This is a genomic window from Gillisia xinjiangensis (assembly GCF_046298265.1).
GTDB lineage: Bacteria > Bacteroidota > Bacteroidia > Flavobacteriales > Flavobacteriaceae > Gillisia > Gillisia xinjiangensis.
This window is the reverse complement of sequence record NZ_JBKAHK010000005.1, coordinates 174,678-192,422: the sequence shown is the minus strand read 5'-3', so window position 1 is coordinate 192,422 and position 17,745 is coordinate 174,678. Positions and strand designations below refer to the sequence as shown.

The following is a 17,745-nucleotide window of genomic DNA, read 5'->3' as shown; positions in this document are numbered from 1 at the left end:
TTAGGTCTGAAAATTAATCAATTTCTTCGTAATCGATATACTCTCCAACGTTTTTATTGGGTTTTCCGGGATTTTTTGGTTTTTTCTCAATAACAACCTCTCCTTCCTTTTTCTTTCCGGATGGAGGTTGCTGATTGAATTGTTGTTGGAATTTATTTCCCATTTTGGTTAAAAAGTATTTCAAAATAATGGGGCCAAAAAACCGTAACAGAATTTTGAATCCAAAATAGATCAGTAAAATGATCAAAATAGTTTTTAGAATACTTTGAAATGAAGCTTCGTACATTTTTCTTCAGTTTGTGCAAAATTACTATTATAGCCCGACAAATTCCATTTATATCTCCTAAAAAATTAATAAAATCGTCTATATTTGAAGGAACAAATCTTCGCAAATGAAATTCCTTCAACTCAGAATATTAACCCTTCTTGTGTTCTTTACCGGAACACTAATTTCTCAGGCACAGTACACAGAAACCATTAATTCCAATCGGCCCGGAGCTTCCCAGGGAGCATTTTCCGTGGGCACAGGAGTCTTACAACTCGAAGCGGGAGGTTTTTGGGGTAATGATTCCCATTCCCTTCGCGGAACAAATACCGACATTTTGGGAGCAGATTACGCGTTGCGATACGGCCTGTTTTTTGAAGCCCTGGAGATTAGCTTAATAGGATCTTTTGAAGATCAGTCTACATTAATAAAGATTGGCGGTCAGGACCGGGAATTTAATCAGAGTAATTTCAAAACCAATACTTTAGGCGTAAAATATTTGATCTTTGATCCTGCCCGCAGTATTAAGCCCGATGAAGTAAACTTATACAGTTGGAAAGCCAATCAACGGTTTAAGTGGAAAACCTTGATCCCGGCAATAGCTGTATATGCAGGAGCAAACTTCACTTTTGGTGATAATCCCTTTATGTTTGAAGGAGAATCCAGGATAACCCCAAAATTTGCACTTTCAACACAAAACAATTGGAGTGGTGGATGGGTTTTGGTAACCAATATCATTTTAGATAAACTCTCGGAAGTAACACCAACCTATGCTGGAATAGTAACGCTTACACACGCTTTCACTCCAAAATTTGCCGGTTTTTTGGAATATCAGGGAATTATAAGCGATGTATATGCCGATGATCTTGCACGTACCGGAGTTGCTTATTTATTGACAGATGATTTCCAGTTGGATATTTCGGGATTGATCAATTTTAAAAATACCCCGGACAGGTGGCAGGTTGCCGCAGGTTTTTCTTATAGATTCGATATGCATAAAACGGATGAATTTATGGATGATTCCTATGAAGGTGACCGAAGGAGAAAACGTACAGAAGAAATTAAGCCAGAACCTGAAATAGATAATTAGGAATTTTCGATTCAGTAAACTAAAAAATCCGCTAAAACAGCGGATTTTTTAGTATTTATATAATACGACTATTCATTTATAGCTGCAGCAACAGATGCCGAAAGCCTTTTATAAGTTCCATTTTCCAGTCGCTCCCGTATAGCGGTAAAAGCTACCAGAGTTTGCTCTATATCGTCAAATGTATGCGTAGCTGTTGGGATCATTCTTAATAAGATCAATCCTTTTGGAATTACAGGATACACAACAATAGAACAAAATACTCCATGATTCTCGCGCAGGTCCTTCACAAGGGCCATAGCTTCAGGAATACTACCTTTTAAATATACCGGAGTTACACAACTTTGCGTAGTACCAATGTCAAAACCACGATCTTTCAATCCGCTTTGAAGCGCGTTCACATTTTCCCATAGTTTTGCTTTTAATTCTGGCATAGTGCGAAGCATATCCAGTCTTTTTAAAGCCCCAACCACCAATTGCATTTGTAGGGATTTTGCAAACATTTGGGATCTTAAGTTATATTTAAGATAATCCATGATCTCTTTATCACCTGCAATAAAAGCTCCTGTACTTGCCAGAGATTTAGCAAAAGTTGCAAAATAAACATCTATTTCATCCTGTACGCCTTGCTCCTCACCTGCACCGGCTCCTGTAGCTCCAAGCGTTCCGAATCCATGTGCATCATCCACAAAAAATCTAAAATTATATTTTTGTTTTAAGGCTACTATTTCTTTAAGCTTTCCTTGCTCACCCCGCATTCCAAAAACACCTTCAGAAATAAGAAGGATCCCTCCACCGGTTTGTTCGCATATTTTGGTAGCACGGTCAAGATTCTTCTCGATGCTTTCCATATCGTTATGCTTATAGGTAAAACGCTGACCTACGTGGAGTCTCACACCATCTATGATACAAGCATGAGCATCCATATCATACACAATAACATCTGCTTTGGAAACAAGTGCATCAATTGTGGAAACCATTCCCTGATATCCAAAATTCAACAAATATGCTGCCTGTTTATTTACGAAAGATGCCAGTTCTTCCTGCAGTTTTTCGTGTAAACTGGTATGACCACTCATCATTCTGGCTCCCATAGGATATGCCGATCCATATTCTGCAGCCGCTTCGGCATCCACCTTCCTTACTTCAGGATGATTTGCCAATCCCAGGTAATCATTAATACTCCAGGTAATTACTTCCTTTCCGCGAAATTTCATTCGGTTTGAAATAGGTCCCTCAAGCTTGGGAAACACAAAATATCCTTCGGCAAATTCTGCCCATTTCCCTAACGGACCTTTATCTTTATATATTTTATCAAATAAATCTCTCATAGACCTTTACATTAAGAGCGGTAAATTACTTAAATACAACTCGTTTTTTACAATAATAATCCTTTATCTTTTAACTGTTTTATAGAAAAAACATCCTCTTATAAAAGGATGTTTTTCATTATGATATGTGGAAAAAACATCTCGGTTATTTTATAAACTCAATTTGATTTGCGTTTTCCTCGTTTTTAGTGTCAAAAAATCCCTGAGCGGTCATCCATTCATCGTTGAATACTTTACTCATATATCGGGAACCATGATCAGGAAAGATTATTACAACCTTACTATTGGCATCAAATTCTCCTTCCTTGCTTAATTGTTTTACTCCCTGCATCGCTGCACCGCTGGTATATCCAACAAACATCCCTTCGGTTTTGGCCAGTTCCCTTGCCGTATGCGCACTTTCTTCATCGGTAACCTTTACAAACTTATCAATAATATCAAAATCTGTAGCAGTAGGGATTAGATTCTTACCTAAGCCTTCAATACGATAAGGATAAATCTCTTCAGAATCAAATTCCCGGGTTTCGTGGTATTTTTTAATAACCGATCCAAAAGCATCTATTCCAATAATTCTGATCTCGGGATTTTGTTCCTTTAAATATCTTGCAGTTCCGGAAATTGTTCCCCCGGTTCCGCTGCATGCCACCAAATGAGTGATCTTTCCTTCGGTTTGTTTCCATATTTCTGGACCCGTAGAATTATAATGGGCGTCCATATTCAACTCATTGAAATACTGATTGATATAGACCGAACCTTTTGTTTCTTCATGCAATCTTTTCGCAACCTGATAATAAGAACGGGGATCGTCTGCAGAAACATTTGCCGGACAAACATATACCTTTGCCCCCATTGTTTTCAGCATATCTATCTTATCCTGGGAAGATTTTGAACTAACGGCAAGAATACATTCATATCCTTTTATAATGCTAACCATAGCAATACTAAAACCCGTATTTCCTGAAGTTGTTTCAACTATTGTATCTCCCGGTTTTAAAATTCCCGCGCGCTCGGCCTCCTCAATAATATATAGCGCGATACGATCTTTGGTGGAGTGTCCCGGATTAAAGGCTTCTGCTTTAGCGTAAAAACTGCCTTTAAAATCTTTGGTAATGGTATTTAAATGTATCAAAGGGGTATCCCCTATTAGTTGCAATACATTATCGTACACCTTTATTTCTTCTTTCATAAATGAAGTTCTTATACAATCTTCTGCTTTCTAAAAATTCTAAAACTAGTTAAATTATTCTTAATTTTAAAACCGGTCAAAGTTAGTAAAATATTTAAACTATTCAGTAATTCCTTCAAGGTCTAATAAAAATGCATATTCCTCAGCTACTTCTTTCAATGCTTCAAATCTTCCTGAAGCTCCTCCATGTCCGGCTTCCATATTGGTATGAAGCAGCAAAATATTATCATCCATTTTAAAATCCCTCAATTTTGCAACCCATTTTGCGGGTTCCCAATATTGCACCTGTGAGTCATGCAAACCTGTCGTAATAAGCATATTTGGGTAATCCTGCCGGTTTACATTGTCATATGGGGAATAAGAAAGCATATAATCATAATATTCTTTATCATTCGGATTCCCCCATTCATCATACTCTCCAGTGGTTAAGGGAATGCTTTCATCCAACATCGTAGTTATAACATCAACGAAAGGAACCGCTGCAATCACCCCGTTATAAAGTTCAGGAGCCATATTTACTACCACCCCCATCAGCAAGCCACCGGCAGAACCGCCCATTGCGTATAAATGCTCTGAAGAGGTGTAGTTTTGCGCTATCAAATACTTTGAAACATCGATATAATCTGTAAACGTGTTTTTCTTTTTCAGAAGCTTTCCATCTTCATACCAGGTCCTGCCCAAATATTCCCCTCCGCGAATATGTGCGATGGCATAAATAAATCCACGATCCAGCAGGCTTAAACGTGCGGTAGAAAAATATGGATCTATAGTGGAACCATAAGATCCGTATGCATATTGCAATAAGGGATTATTTCCATCCTTTTTAACACCTTTTTTGTAAATAATAGAAATTGGGATTTTTGTACCATCTTCTGCCGTGGCCCAAATACGTTCGGAAGTATAATTATCCTTATTAAATTTTCCTCCTAAAACTTCCTGTTCCTTTAGAATCATTTTTTCCTTAGTTGTCATATTAAAATCAACTACGGAAGTAGGAGTATTCAGGGAGTTATAGGTATATCTTAAAATATTTGTATCAAAATCGGGGTTTATACTTGTATAGGCGGTGTAGGTTTCATTGTCAAATGGCAAATAATAACTACTATTATCATCCCATCTAGTGATCTTAATTTTATTCAATCCATTATGCCGTTCACTCACAACAAGGTATTCTTTGAAAATATCAATATCTTCAAGCAAATAATCGTCCCTATGCGGAATAACCTCCTGCCAGTGTTCTTTTTCGGTTTTATCAACCGGGGTTTTCATCAATTTAAAATTGGTGGCACCATCTTTATTGGTGAGCACATAAAAATAATCCTCAAAATGACTAATCCCATATTCCAAACTTCTTTCCCTTGGTTGGAAAACCTTAAATTCCCCTTCAGGGTTATCGGCATTTAAAATTCTGTATTCACTCGTAAGCGTACTTCCCGAACCAATTATCAGGTATTTTTTAGATTTTGATTTGTAGATATAGGTGTTAAAGGTCTCATCTTCTTCCTCAAAAACCAACTGATCATTTGAAGGTGTAGTCCCTAAAATATGTTTGAATATTTGATTTGATCGTAGTGTTTGATCATCTTTCTTGGTATAATAAAGTGTTTTATTATCATTTGCCCAGGTAGATCCACCTGTTGTAGTTTCTATTTTCAGCGGAAGAATCTCCCCTGTTTCCAGGTTTTTTATTTGAATGGTATATTTTCTTCGACTTAAAGTATCCACACCAAATGCTACAAGTTTATTATCCGGGCTTACATTTAATCCACCAAGACTGTAATAATCATAGCCTTCTGCCATTTCATTTACATCAAACAAAATTTCTTCGGGAGCATCAAGAGATTCTTTCTTTCGGGAATATATGGGATAATCTTGTCCCTTTTCAAAGCGCGTTAAGTACCAATATCCGTTTAATTTATAAGGAACAGATTTATCATCCTCTTTGATCCTGCCTTTCATTTCATTAAAAAGTTTCGTTTGAAACTCTTTGGTATGAGCGGTCATTTTCTCATTGTAATCATTTTCGCTATTTAAATAGCTTATTACCTGGGGATCTTCCCGGTTATTCATCCAATAGTAATCATCTATCCTAACTTGATCATGGGCCTTAAGTTCTTTGGTTATTTTAATCGCTTCGGGAGGTGTGATTTCTTTTTTCAATGCATTTTGGTTTTGCGCGGTTACAAAGGTAAAACTTCCCATTAGAATAAATAATACTGTTTTCATAATAACTTTTATCAGGACCTAATTTAGTAAATTTGTATTTAACTTTTTAAATACAGTAAATTATGTTTGGAGATATGATGGGTATGATGAATAAGCTCAAGGAAACCCAGGAAAAAGTAGAAGCTACAAAAGAGCGCATGAAATCTGTTCTTATAGATGAGCAGTCAAGTGATGGTCTTTTAAAAATAACCATAACTGCTGCGCGTGAGATCAAAAACATTTCTATTGCAGATGAATTGATGGAAGATAAGGACCAACTGGAAGACTATCTTGTTTTAACTTTAAATAAAGCGATCAAAAGAGCTTCCGATATCAACGAAGCTGAACTTGCTGCTGTGGCCAAAGACGGAATGCCGGATATTCCCGGAATGGATATGTTTAATCAATAGTTAGACCAGGTCTTTCAGTATAAAAGGGCCTCACAATATATGTATGAGGCCCTTTTTGCTGAATAATAATATCCTTAAACCCTGTCCCGGGATTAAAAACTTATACCCTCAAGTACTTCCAGAAACCGGTGATGCATTTCTTCGGAATAATCCAAATGCGTAACTATTCTCAATTTCCCATGGCCCATATTGCTTATTCTTATGTTCTCCTTCTGAAGCTTTTTCATGAATTTCTCCTCATTCGAAAGATCCTGAAGATAGAATATCACAATGTTTGTTTCAACGGGTTCAACCTTCCCAACATAAGTCCGGTCATTTAACGTTGCTCCAATTTCTGAAGCTCTTTTATGATCTATAGCAAGGCGCTCTACATGATGGTCCAGAGCATAGATCCCCGCCGCGGCCATAAATCCTACCTGGCGCATTCCACCTCCAAGCACTTTTCTTACCCGAATTGCATTTTTCATCAACTCCTTATCCCCAATAAGCACAGATCCCATTGGAGTACCCAAACCCTTGGATAAACAAACCGAAATAGTGTCGAACAACTTCCCATAATCCTTCGCCGATTCATTTTTAGCTACCAAAGCATTAAATAAACGCGCTCCATCAAGATGCAATCCCAGGTTGTGCTTGTTGCAAACCTTTCTCACTTTTTTGATCTCCGCCAAATCGTAACATGCTCCACCTCCTTTATTGGTAGTGTTTTCAAGGCAGACCAAACTGGTTAACGGACTGTGATAAAAATCTGGCGGATTGATATTTTCTTCTACCTGCGTTGCAGTGATCATCCCGCGGTCACCATCCACAAGCTTACAGGAAACCCCACTGTTAAAAGAAACTCCTCCGCCTTCATAATTATACACATGGGCCCATTTATCGCAAATCAACTGCTCTGCCGGTCTTGTATGCAATTTTATCGCTGCCTGGTTTGCCATGCTTCCTGTTGGAAAAAACAAGGCTTCATCTTTCCCAAACATTTTAGCTAGCTTTTCTTCCAGTTCGTTTACGCTGGGATCTTCTTTATAAACATCGTCCCCCACTTTAGCGGACATTATCGCCTGCAACATTTCTTTGGTAGGACGGGTAACCGTATCGCTTCTTAAATCTATTTCCTCTTTCATTTTATTTCTCTATTTCTAATTTTTATCTGAATATCTCCCTAATACATTGCATTTTATCCCTCACACATAAAACTTCCAATGGGAGAACCATCTGGAATTTGGGGTGCAGTTGGCAATGCTTTAAATTCTGATGGGTTTTTACTGAATTCACGAATCTCAAGAAGCAATTGCCTGTAAAAAGCTTCCTTTTTTCCTTCGAGTGATGTTTCCAGGTCACTTATTACTGCGTAAACTTCCGCTTTTACCTGAGGGGTTGCATCTTTGTGAACCGCAAGATTCATTAAATGCTGAAGTACATTGTAATTGACGGTATTTTGAACTTCTTGCAAATAAGGATCTTTTTGTGCAGTTCCTATTGTTTTCGAGATCAATTCCTTTAAAACCTTTGTCAAACCGGGTTGTGCCTCATTTACCGCTTTTTGCTGCACCAAACGGGCAGCTCTTTCCGGATGTAATAACAAACCAAGTGTTAAGTTGCTTGCGGTTCCTGCCGCTCCCAAAGCGTCAAAAGCAACACCTGTATTGCTTTTAAAAGATTCCCTGGACCTGGAATATCCAAAAGCCCGTGGAGGGAATAGTTCCAGTTTAGTTTTGGGAATTGCCAGGTGCGCTGCATTTAAGGTTTGTAAAACCGAAGCTAAAGCTTCTTCCTGTGTTTTTGATGACAAGGTTTCTACTGGCTTTTGTTTTCCACCCTTCACTGCATAATTGTAATCCAGGCCGCCAATAAGTTTTACCGCAGCTTCGGTTTGATACCGGTGAAAGAAATAAAGCGGCGCAAAAACATCTTCCAAAACAGAATATGGCTCTCCCTCCCGGAAATTATCTTCAGAAAAATTGGAGATAGCCAGTTTCCTCACCTCCAAAACCCGGTTTAATTCTTCGGTAGCATTTTTTCCATTATCCCATAAATGTGCGTTTACATGAGCACCACCGGAGGCTCTTGCATCACTGTCACTAATAAACTGAAGTCCCTTTTTATTCGCTTCAGCCAACACAGCATTTAAAAATTCTTTTTCTGAAGAACTCTCCGGAATATCGGCATAGCTGTATTTAACTGTAATCTTGTCCCATGCTCCTATCCCTGAATCATAGGCATTATCAAGAGACATCTCACCATTTTCAATAGTGATCTTTGGGTGTGGATAATCCATTACTGAAGCATCTTCGCTTGTACTGGCAGCAAAATTATGGGTAAATCCTATGGTGTGACCAACCTCATGAGCAGAGAGTTGACGTATTCTTGAAACGGCCATATCCATCATTTTTTGATGGTCATCATCACCGCCTGCAAAAGGTTTATTCAATAAAGCCTGGGCGATCAAAAAATCCTGACGGATCCTTAAGCTTCCCAAACTTACATGCCCTTTAATAATTTCTCCTGTTCTGGGATCAACCACGCTTGCACCGTAACTCCAACCGCGTGTAGACCTGTGCACCCACTGAATAACATTGTACCTCACATCCAGCGGATCTGCCCCTTCCGGTAACATTTTTACCTGAAAGGCATTTTTATACCCAATAGCTTCATAGGCCTCATCCCACCATTTCGCCCCTGCCAGCAACGCGCTTTTAACAGGTTCCGGAGTTCCGGGATCCAAATAATATATAATAGGTTCTACTGCTTCACTTAGCGCAGCGGAAGGATCCTTTTTTTCGAGCCGGTGTCGAATGATATATCGCTTTTCTAAAGGTTCAAAAACCGGACTTGAATAATCATAATAAGAAATGTGAATAGCACCACTACGTGGGTCAAAAGCTCTTTTTTCATAGCCATCATCCGGCAATTGAACAAAGGAATGATGCTGATTCACCGTAATGCTTTTTGAATCTGGCAACACATTTCGAAGGGTTCCGGACTTAGCTTCCCCGTCAAAAGTCAACATGGCTTCAAATTCCACATTTTTAGGAAAAGCCTTTGTCCTTTCAAGAAATAAAGCACTTTTAGATTTATTTATACTGAAACTCCCATGATTGCCGCTTTGAAGTCTGCTGGAAACTCCGTGAGCATCCTCCATTAGGAATGGGGTGAAATCGATGATATAATTCCCGTTTTTTTCTTCCTTGATCTCAAAACCATATAAAACAGATTTTGCGAATGCTTCCTCAACACTTTTCTTTTCGAGGAGATTGTCTGTTTCTGCACGAAATTTCATATTAGGCTGCACCAAAAGCAATTTATTTCCGGCTTTTTGAAATTTAACCAGAGCTTCATTTCCTAATTGTCCCCGGTCCAGCCCTACATCGTTGGATCCAATCCCGCTGCTTAAGAAGCGGACATATAAAAATTCAACATCAATTTTGTCAACTTCCAGGTAGATCTTATCTTCTTTTTCAGAATAATAGAAATCGAAAAAGCCTTCGTATTTTTTAAGATCATCTTTTTTGTCAAGGATTTGAGCTGTTGCGCCAACAGAAATACTGAGGAACAGGAACATAGAGAAAAGTACTTTCATCAAGGGTTTTTTTTAAGGAAGCCTAAATTATAAAATTATTGTAAAATAGTTTTAGGTCCGGGGGTTTAATTCTATTTTTACGTCAAATTAAATTAAAATATGATCAATTCAGAACATATAAAGGATCTCAGAGATCGCCTGGTAGCGTTAAGGAGGTATCTTTGACGTTGATGCCAAACAAATAGAAATTTCCAATCTGGAAGAAAAAACCTATTCTCCTAATTTTTGGGACAATCCCAGGGAAGCAGAAGAACTAATGCGTGGGTTGAATTCTGAAAAGAAATGGGTAGACCAATATCTCAAAGCCGAGACTTTGGTGGATGACCTGGAAATTATCTACGAATTTTATAAGGAAAAAGAAGCTTCTGCTGAAGATGTGGATGCCAGGAACGAACAGGCAGTTAATCTTATTGAAGAACTGGAGTTTAAAAACATGCTTTCTGATGAAGGAGATAGTTTAAGCGCGGTACTTCAAATTACAGCCGGTGCCGGTGGTACCGAAAGTTGCGATTGGGCAGAAATGCTTATGAGGATGTATATGCGATGGGCAGAAAAAAGGGGATTCAACCTTAAGGAGCTCAATTATCAAGCTGGAGAAACTGCTGGTATAAAAACCGTAACCCTTGAAATTGAAGGGGAGTATGCTTTTGGTTGGTTAAAGAGTGAAAATGGGGTGCACAGATTGGTACGAATTTCTCCTTTTGACAGCAATGCAAAACGTCATACTTCATTTGCTTCGGTATATGTCTATCCTTTGGTAGATGATTCCATAGAGATCGATATCAACCCAGCAGATATTTCCTGGGAAACCATGAGATCCTCGGGTGCCGGTGGGCAAAATGTGAACAAGGTGGAAACCGCTGTGCGTTTACGCCACGCTCCTTCAGGTATTGTAGTGGAAAATTCGGAAACCCGCTCTCAGTTGGAAAACAAAACCAAGGCTATGCAGTTGCTAAAAAGTCAGTTGTATGAAATAGAACTTCAAAAACAACAGGCGCAGCGAAGGGAAATTGAGGATTCTAAAATGAAAATTGAATGGGGTTCCCAAATTAGGAATTATGTCATGCATCCCTATAAACTTGTAAAGGATGTTCGAACTGCTGAAGAAACAGGAAATGTAGAAGCCGTTATGGATGGCGATATAGACAGGTTTTTAAAAGCATTTCTAATGATGATGGGACAAAAACATGAAGATTGATCAAAACCTGAAAGAAAGTTTTGAGATTGAGATATATTGCTTATTTTCAATATGCAAAGTGAAAAACCAGCTATGATTACGATTTACCACAATACAAGATGTAAAAAATCCAGGGAAGGATTGGAAATACTGGAAAATTCCGGGAAAGAATTTCAGATAAGGGAATATTTAAAAGAACCCTTATCAGAAAAGGAGTTGAGTGATTTGCTGGAAAAGTTAAGTATGACCCCTATTCAATTAATACGCACAAAGGAAAGTATCTGGAAAGAAAAATTTCAGGATAAAGATCTCAGCGATCAGGAGTTGATAACAGTAATGGCAAAATATCCAAAGTTAATAGAACGACCGATTTTAGAAAACAAAAACGCTGCGGTAATTGGAAGACCTACTGTCAATATTGAAAATTTTTTAAAGAGATTTTCCGAATAAAAATTATAAATGACTACGTATGAAATGAGCATAACAGAAATACGATACAAACACCGATGAAGATATGCAAATTACATATGACTGATAAAAATCAATAACAAGCTACATATGAAACTTAAAAATAGAATTTTACTTTTAGGATTATCTTCTATTATGGTTGGAGGTTTTGTGTATTCTCAAATATTCATTCATAACAGAAACCGAAAGGAATTACTGGACATTGCCAGGGAAATAGCTTTCAACTGGAAGGAAAAGTTAGGATTAAATGCGGAGCAGACTTCAAGGCTGGAAGACATCATCATTGAATTTACAATCTTCAAGAATGAAATCATAAATTCTGATAGTCCAGAAAGTGAAAAGATAACTAAACTGCAAAAAATCCAACGCAGAGAACACAAAAATCTGCAAAAAATATTAAGTGAGTTCCAGTTTGAAAATTATATCGGAATAAATAAAAAAATTCCCAATAAGATTATGGATTCACAATCAGTGTGATGCCTTTCCTTCATTCTATACATATTTTTCCTTAACTGTTTTTTAACATCTTGGGATTAAACCATTTTGCCTTATAGTGGTCAAAGAAAAAAAGATTGCTATGACCATCAAAAAGTGCCTTTCCTTCAGTTTTTTACTGATTATAATCTTCTCCATTAATTTATCAGCTTCCGCTCAATCCCGTGATTTTACGATTTCAGGAAAAGTTATTGACGATGATTTAGGTATTCCGTTGGAATATGCTACAATTTCCATTACAAAACCCAATGATCCCAATTTTATCGATGGTGGAGTTACGGATGTGGATGGGGATTTTTCAATCCCGGTGCCTTCCGGAACTTATAATATCAAAGTAGAATTCATCTCTTTTGAGAGTAAAAATTTTAACAATCGCCAGGTAAATTCAAATCTTGATCTTGGTACTATTGTGCTGGGTTTTGCTTCAAACAGTCTGGATGAAGTTTTAGTTAGGGCAGAAACTACCGAGGTTGAAGTACGTTTGGATAAAAAAATCTATAATATAGGGAAGGATCTCACCACTGCCGGAGGTACGGTTTCCGATGCACTTAATAATGTTCCTTCTGTATCTGTAGATCTGGATGGTGGAATAAGCCTTAGGGGAAATCAAAACGTACGTATTCTTATCAACGGAAAACCTTCTGCCCTTGCAGGATTTGGGAGTTCCGATGTACTTGGACAATTACCTGCAGAAGCTATTGAACGTGTGGAGGTTATCACATCTCCTTCTGCAAGATATGACGCCGAGGGAACTGCAGGGATTTTAAACATTATCCTCAGGAAGGAAAAAACCCTTGGATTTAATGGTTCTGTAACATTGAATGCAGGTTATCCGGATAACGCAGGAATTTCTGCCAATCTAAATTTCCGAACAGATAAATTTAATTTATTCAACACCTCCGGATTTCGATATTATGATGCTCCCGGAAATGGTTTTTTTGATACCCGGTATAATGAAAATAGCCGATCTGATTTTGACAGGATTGTTGAGGACAGGGAGATAACAAGGTTAAACCGTGGATTTAACACCAATTTTGGAGTAGAATATTATGTGACAGATAAATCCTCTCTTACTGCAAGTATATTTTTGAGAACGGGTGAAGATGAAGATCTCACCACAAATATTACCGACAATTACCTTGGCGGCTCTCAAGTTTATGGAACCACAAGAAAGGAAAATCAACTGGAGGAAGACAACAGCCTCCAGTTTGCTTTAAACTACATAAATAATCTTGATGACAACGGACATAAACTCACGGCTGATTTCCAGTATGAAAAAGACAAGGAAACCCAAACTACCGTGATAGGTGAAAATGAGAATTATAATACCATAAGTTATGAACGGTTTTTATTTGGAGAAAATATAAATCAAAAGGAAACCCAGGATGAGTTTTTACTCCAGGCAGATTATGTACTTCCTTTTGGCGAGGATTCTCAATTTGAAGCAGGATACCGTGGGAATTTTCAAAATGAGGTAACAGATTATGTGATAAGACAAGAATCTCAGGAAACCGGGGAATTGGTGCTCAATGAGAATTTGACAAACGTTTTTGATTACACAGAAAATGTACAGGCGCTTTATACACAATATGGAACTAAATTTGGGGAATTTTCCTTTCTATTAGGTTTAAGGCTCGAGAATACCAACCTAAAAGGAGAAATAGATTCAGAACTAACCGAAGCAGAACTTCAGGAAGAATTTGGTTTTCCTATTGATACCGATTTTGATAATAATTATTTAGGTTTGTTCCCAACAGTGAATCTTATCTATGAAATTGCAGATCGGGAAAATATCACCATCGGGTATAACCGAAGAATAAACAGGCCTCGTGGCTGGTATATCAATCCATTTCCATCCAGAAGCAGCACAAACAATGTTTTCCAGGGAAATCCAAATTTACAACCCGCGTTTTCCAATGCATTTGATCTTGGATATTTGAAACGATGGGAAAAATTGACCCTAACCTCTTCTGTATACTATCAAAATGAAACGGATAGTTTTGAACGTATAGAACAAAATATTGCCGGCACCAATGTCATTCGTACAATTCCTGTAAACCTTTCCAGCAATGAAAGGATTGGTGCTGAACTTGGGCTGCTTTATAATCCTGCCAAATGGCTTCGACTCAATGGTAGTTTCAATTTTTTCCAGTTTAATACTGAAGGAGAATTTAATGATATAGATTATAGCACCGAGAATACCAGTTATTTTGCGCGTTTTAGCTCTAAAGTAAGTCTTCCGGCAAATATAGACTGGCAAACAAATATGTTTTACCGTGGTGCTTCAGAAGGAGTTCAGGGAACCCAGGAAGGAATTTTATCAATAGACCTTGCCCTGAGCAAAGAATTATTTAATAAAAATGCCACCCTATCTTTTAATATAAGGGATTTGCTAAACAGCAGAAAAAGAGAATCCTTTACCTCTACCGCTACCTATGACAGGTTTAGTGAATTCCAGTGGAGACAACGATCTTTTAATGTAGCCTTTGTTTATAGATTCAATGAGCAAAAAAGAGATCAGGCTCGAAGAAACCGCCAGAATGGAGATGATGATGGTGGAGAGTACGAAGGATAGAACCCTGAGCACTTTCAATAAAAACCTCGATTCAATGAATCGGGGTTTTTCTTTTTAGTGGAATTTAAGTTATCCTAAAAGTGTGATTCCCGATAATTCCCGTTTAACAAAATCTTAACGATCCCTGAAAAACCGCCCCTTCTTTATTCGCGTATATTCAAGTGTAGTCCAATAATGGTCTATTAAATATTAAACCAATCCTTATGAAAAAGATTAAAATTTTTGCGGTTTTAGGAATACTATTGGCAGCGCCAATATTTATTGCCGCCGATCACATTGACGCACCAGGTGTAGCAGGAACTTCTGCCGATATCGCCGATTTTTATGCTTTTGAACCAACAACAGGTTCAGACAACACGGTTTTTATTGTAGATGTACAGTCTAATGTTTTGCCAGATTTAACGTATGGTGAATTCGACGAGGATGTATTGATCGAGATCAACATAGATCTGGATGGTGACCTGGTAGAAGATCAGGTTATTCAAGCAATTCCACGAGATGGAACTATGTATTTCTTCGGACCGTTTAGTCCAACATCAACTGGCCTTAACAGTCAGGTAGCAACCGGAAGTACTTTAGGGTCTGTAGAAATTTCTGCTACATCCGCTATTACAACTACTACAAGTAATGGAGTTTCATTATTTGCAGGACCAAGACAAGATGCTTTCTATTTCGACTTTATTCGATTTAATGAAGTAATTGCTCCATCTCCTTCAGACAATTCTGGATTTAATGTTCCCGGAACAGACACTTTTGATGGTGCCAATACATTATCTATAGCTTTAGAGGTACCAAACGCTTTATTGGGAACTCCAACTGCTGTTAATGTAATAGGTGTACCAGTATATAAAACCTGGGTAACTACAAACAGAAAACAATAAAATATCAATCTTAAAAACATAGAATTATGAAATTATATAATATAAAATTTTTATTCGCAGCATTTTGTGCCAGCTTCCTGGTAGTTGGATGTAGTAATGACGATGATAGTATGCGTCCAGTAAACCCTTCCACAGAAGTAGATTTCAGCGGATCTTTTAGTCAGGTGGACCATATGGGTAGACCAGGAATAAACACGGTTTTAAGCGGAAGTGCAGATATTAAGAACATGCATAACCTAACAATCCCTTCTATGATGCAAGCAACTTTTCAGGAAAGTTTTGAAGCGCAATTAGAAGGCTTGCATGATGCCTATGCTATTGCTTTAGGGCTTACAGCAGAAGATGTAGATTATCAACCAAACATTTTAGGAGATATTCTTAATGGCCCAGAACCAACCTCAGAAACTAATCCTAATCCGGTATCGGCTACGGTTTTAACAACGGTATTGGCTAATGATGTATTAGAAGTTGCGCCAAACGCGCCAACAACGTACTTTAATGCAGGAGCCGGAGCACCAACTTTCGATGGAGCAATAGGTTTTACAGGGAGAAAACTTCAGGATGATGTGATAGATATTTCCCTTATTTTATTATTTGGTGGGGAAACCGGAGCCAGATTTAATGGTCAGGATGGACTTCCACAATTAGTTACAGATGGAGTTTCTATTACTGCAGATAATATTTCTACCAGCTTTCCTTACATAGGCGCACCGGAATAAATTATAATTAACCTTATTAAAAAGCCCTGTAAAAAGGGCTTTTTTTAACCAAAAGTATCAACCATGAAAATCCATCTATTTTTATTGCTAAGTTTTTTACTTATAATAGGTTGTAAAGAATCAACTTCTGAACAAGAAAGTAAGATTACTAATTCTGAAGATTATAACAACTATTTAGCTATTCAGAAAGCACGCACCACATCTCCTTATTTCGAACTTTGGAATTCAAAAATAACAACAGATAGTGTTGAATTGCCAAGTTTTGCGGCAGTAGCAGGTCAATATAATATGTTTTTCGAATCTACCGGAAATATCGCTTACCTTAAAAAAGCAGAGCAATCACTGGAAAAGGCTGTGAAAGTTGCCAATATCGATAAAGAAATTTATTACAGATCCTTAGCTAGAAACTATATTTCTCAGCATAAATTTAAAGAGGCCTTGGTATATGCCGATTCTGCTGCTCAATTATCTAAAAACATCCCTGCAACTCAACATTTACTTTTTGATGTATATATGGAATTGGGAAATTATACCAAAGCAGACAGCATCAAAAAACTTTTTGCAGATCCGCAGGATTTCAATTATATAATCAGAGCTGCCAAATGGAATGATTACAAAGGAAAGTTGGACATGACCATTATGTTCATGGAAAGAGCGAAGGAAAAGGCAGAAGCCAGTAAAAACAGGGCCATGCTTCTATGGGTATATTCCAATATAGCCGATTATTATGGCCACGACGGAAGAATAGAGGATAGTTACGAGCACTATTTAAAGACATTGGAAATAGATAGTTCCAATGCCTATGCTAAAAAAGGAATTGCCTGGATAGCGTATTCTAAAGACAATAATAGTGTTGAGGCACAACGCATACTTGATTCTGTGTTAAAAGCACATGTTTCGCCAGATTATTATTTGCTAAAAGCTGAAATAGCAGAATTTCAAAATGATGAAAAAGCTAAAAAAGATGCGATGGATTCCTTTTGGAAATTGTCAAATAACCCAGGTTACGGGAATATGTACAACACTTATAAGATAGCGTTGTTTGCCGGAGACCCTGCAACTAAAAAGGAAGCCCTGGCTTTAGCTGAACAAGAAATTAAGAATCGGGCAACTCCAGAAACCTACCAATTACTTGCCCTTGCTAATTTAGTAAATGGCAATAAAGAAAAAGCTTTGAAAATAATCAATGATCATGTGATCGATAAAACCTTTGAGCCTACGGCCCTGCTTACGATAGCGAAAATTTACAAGGCTAACATGATGCCGGATATGGTGAAAGATATAAAGGAAGAATTGTTAGAAGCCGGTTATGAGATGGGGCCTGTGAAATTAAGAGAAATTCATTCCCTCTAGATTTAAGAAATCG

At 37.7% G+C, this 17,745-nt stretch carries 15 protein-coding genes; 9 read left to right on the top strand and 6 right to left on the bottom strand.

Annotated elements, in window-relative coordinates; genetic code table 11:
- Positions 1-13 precede the first annotated feature (13 nt).
- Positions 14-286 (bottom strand): DUF4834 family protein, encoded by a 273-nt coding sequence (locus ACKGJN_RS10365; RefSeq protein WP_409539422.1) that lies wholly within the window; start codon positions 284-286, stop codon positions 14-16.
- 106 nt (positions 287-392) lie between these two features.
- On the opposite strand from ACKGJN_RS10365, the gene ACKGJN_RS10360 reads away from it, so the two are divergent.
- On the top strand, positions 393-1,355 hold the full coding sequence (locus ACKGJN_RS10360) for a transporter (RefSeq protein ID WP_409539421.1): 963 nt from the start codon (positions 393-395) through the stop codon (positions 1,353-1,355).
- 68 nt (positions 1,356-1,423) lie between these two features.
- On the opposite strand, the gene ACKGJN_RS10355 is transcribed toward ACKGJN_RS10360, so the two are convergent.
- The 3 genes from ACKGJN_RS10355 to ACKGJN_RS10345 all read right to left on the bottom strand — a co-directional run bounded on the left by ACKGJN_RS10355 (position 1,424) and on the right by ACKGJN_RS10345 (position 6,095).
- A complete protein-coding gene (locus tag ACKGJN_RS10355) occupies positions 1,424-2,683 on the bottom strand; it encodes an aminotransferase class I/II-fold pyridoxal phosphate-dependent enzyme (protein ID WP_409539420.1) in 1,260 nt (419 codons plus the stop codon).
- A gap of 145 nt (positions 2,684-2,828) precedes the next feature.
- Positions 2,829-3,869: a PLP-dependent cysteine synthase family protein gene (locus tag ACKGJN_RS10350; RefSeq protein WP_409539419.1), complete on the bottom strand. Its 1,041-nt coding sequence runs from the start codon at positions 3,867-3,869 to the stop codon at positions 2,829-2,831.
- Between the two features lie 99 nt (positions 3,870-3,968).
- Positions 3,969-6,095 carry a S9 family peptidase gene (locus ACKGJN_RS10345; protein WP_409539418.1) on the bottom strand — a complete coding sequence of 709 codons (2,127 nt, stop codon included), beginning with the start codon at positions 6,093-6,095 and terminating at the stop codon, positions 3,969-3,971.
- Between the two features lie 62 nt (positions 6,096-6,157).
- On the opposite strand from ACKGJN_RS10345, the gene ACKGJN_RS10340 reads away from it, so the two are divergent.
- Positions 6,158-6,484, top strand: coding sequence for a YbaB/EbfC family nucleoid-associated protein (locus ACKGJN_RS10340; protein WP_409539417.1), 327 nt, complete (start codon positions 6,158-6,160; stop codon positions 6,482-6,484).
- 92 nt (positions 6,485-6,576) lie between these two features.
- Here the strand turns inward: ACKGJN_RS10340 and ACKGJN_RS10335 are convergent, their stop codons facing one another.
- Together ACKGJN_RS10335 and ACKGJN_RS10330 are read right to left on the bottom strand one after the other, a co-directional pair.
- Positions 6,577-7,608 carry a threonine aldolase family protein gene (locus ACKGJN_RS10335; protein WP_409539416.1) on the bottom strand — a complete coding sequence of 344 codons (1,032 nt, stop codon included), beginning with the start codon at positions 7,606-7,608 and terminating at the stop codon, positions 6,577-6,579.
- 53 nt (positions 7,609-7,661) lie between these two features.
- Positions 7,662-10,064, bottom strand: coding sequence for a zinc-dependent metalloprotease (locus tag ACKGJN_RS10330; protein ID WP_409539415.1), 2,403 nt, complete (start codon positions 10,062-10,064; stop codon positions 7,662-7,664).
- 99 nt (positions 10,065-10,163) lie between these two features.
- Between ACKGJN_RS10330 and prfB the strand changes: the two genes are divergently transcribed.
- From prfB to ACKGJN_RS10295, 7 genes are all read left to right on the top strand, one after another.
- Positions 10,164-11,262 (top strand): peptide chain release factor 2 gene (gene prfB, locus ACKGJN_RS10325; protein ID WP_409539414.1). Its coding sequence is split into 2 segments (ribosomal slippage): positions 10,164-10,226 and positions 10,228-11,262, totalling 1,098 coding nucleotides; the frame shifts between segments, so codons are not numbered across the junction.
- Between the two features lie 72 nt (positions 11,263-11,334).
- Complete coding sequence (arsC, locus tag ACKGJN_RS10320; RefSeq protein ID WP_409539413.1) at positions 11,335-11,691, top strand: arsenate reductase (glutaredoxin); 357 nt, start codon at positions 11,335-11,337, stop codon at positions 11,689-11,691.
- A 108-nt stretch (positions 11,692-11,799) separates the two neighbouring features.
- Positions 11,800-12,186, top strand: coding sequence for a hypothetical protein (locus ACKGJN_RS10315; RefSeq protein ID WP_409539412.1), 387 nt, complete (start codon positions 11,800-11,802; stop codon positions 12,184-12,186).
- A gap of 100 nt (positions 12,187-12,286) precedes the next feature.
- Positions 12,287-14,779 carry a TonB-dependent receptor domain-containing protein gene (locus ACKGJN_RS10310; protein ID WP_409539411.1) on the top strand — a complete coding sequence of 831 codons (2,493 nt, stop codon included), beginning with the start codon at positions 12,287-12,289 and terminating at the stop codon, positions 14,777-14,779.
- Between the two features lie 203 nt (positions 14,780-14,982).
- Positions 14,983-15,660 carry a DUF4331 family protein gene (locus tag ACKGJN_RS10305; RefSeq protein ID WP_409539410.1) on the top strand — a complete coding sequence of 226 codons (678 nt, stop codon included), beginning with the start codon at positions 14,983-14,985 and terminating at the stop codon, positions 15,658-15,660.
- A 26-nt stretch (positions 15,661-15,686) separates the two neighbouring features.
- Positions 15,687-16,379 carry a DUF4331 family protein gene (locus ACKGJN_RS10300; RefSeq protein WP_409539409.1) on the top strand — a complete coding sequence of 231 codons (693 nt, stop codon included), beginning with the start codon at positions 15,687-15,689 and terminating at the stop codon, positions 16,377-16,379.
- 63 nt (positions 16,380-16,442) lie between these two features.
- Positions 16,443-17,732, top strand: a complete 1,290-nt coding sequence (locus ACKGJN_RS10295) for a tetratricopeptide repeat protein (RefSeq protein WP_409539408.1) — start codon at positions 16,443-16,445, stop codon at positions 17,730-17,732.
- Positions 17,733-17,745: the final 13 nt, after the last annotated feature.

Excerpts from the sequence above, each read along its gene's own strand:
- ACKGJN_RS10365 (WP_409539422.1), bottom strand. The coding sequence starts at position 286 with ATGTACGAAGCTTCATTTCAAAGTATTCTAAAAACTATTTTGATCATT.
- ACKGJN_RS10360 (WP_409539421.1), top strand. The coding sequence starts at position 393 with ATGAAATTCCTTCAACTCAGAATATTAACCCTTCTTGTGTTCTTTACC.
- ACKGJN_RS10355 (WP_409539420.1), bottom strand. The coding sequence starts at position 2,683 with ATGAGAGATTTATTTGATAAAATATATAAAGATAAAGGTCCGTTAGGG.
- ACKGJN_RS10350 (WP_409539419.1), bottom strand. The coding sequence starts at position 3,869 with ATGAAAGAAGAAATAAAGGTGTACGATAATGTATTGCAACTAATAGGG.
- ACKGJN_RS10345 (WP_409539418.1), bottom strand. The coding sequence starts at position 6,095 with ATGAAAACAGTATTATTTATTCTAATGGGAAGTTTTACCTTTGTAACC.
- ACKGJN_RS10340 (WP_409539417.1), top strand. The coding sequence starts at position 6,158 with ATGTTTGGAGATATGATGGGTATGATGAATAAGCTCAAGGAAACCCAG.
- ACKGJN_RS10335 (WP_409539416.1), bottom strand. The coding sequence starts at position 7,608 with ATGAAAGAGGAAATAGATTTAAGAAGCGATACGGTTACCCGTCCTACC.
- ACKGJN_RS10330 (WP_409539415.1), bottom strand. The coding sequence starts at position 10,064 with ATGAAAGTACTTTTCTCTATGTTCCTGTTCCTCAGTATTTCTGTTGGC.
- arsC (WP_409539413.1), top strand. The coding sequence starts at position 11,335 with ATGATTACGATTTACCACAATACAAGATGTAAAAAATCCAGGGAAGGA.
- ACKGJN_RS10315 (WP_409539412.1), top strand. The coding sequence starts at position 11,800 with ATGAAACTTAAAAATAGAATTTTACTTTTAGGATTATCTTCTATTATG.
- ACKGJN_RS10310 (WP_409539411.1), top strand. The coding sequence starts at position 12,287 with ATGACCATCAAAAAGTGCCTTTCCTTCAGTTTTTTACTGATTATAATC.
- ACKGJN_RS10305 (WP_409539410.1), top strand. The coding sequence starts at position 14,983 with ATGAAAAAGATTAAAATTTTTGCGGTTTTAGGAATACTATTGGCAGCG.
- ACKGJN_RS10300 (WP_409539409.1), top strand. The coding sequence starts at position 15,687 with ATGAAATTATATAATATAAAATTTTTATTCGCAGCATTTTGTGCCAGC.
- ACKGJN_RS10295 (WP_409539408.1), top strand. The coding sequence starts at position 16,443 with ATGAAAATCCATCTATTTTTATTGCTAAGTTTTTTACTTATAATAGGT.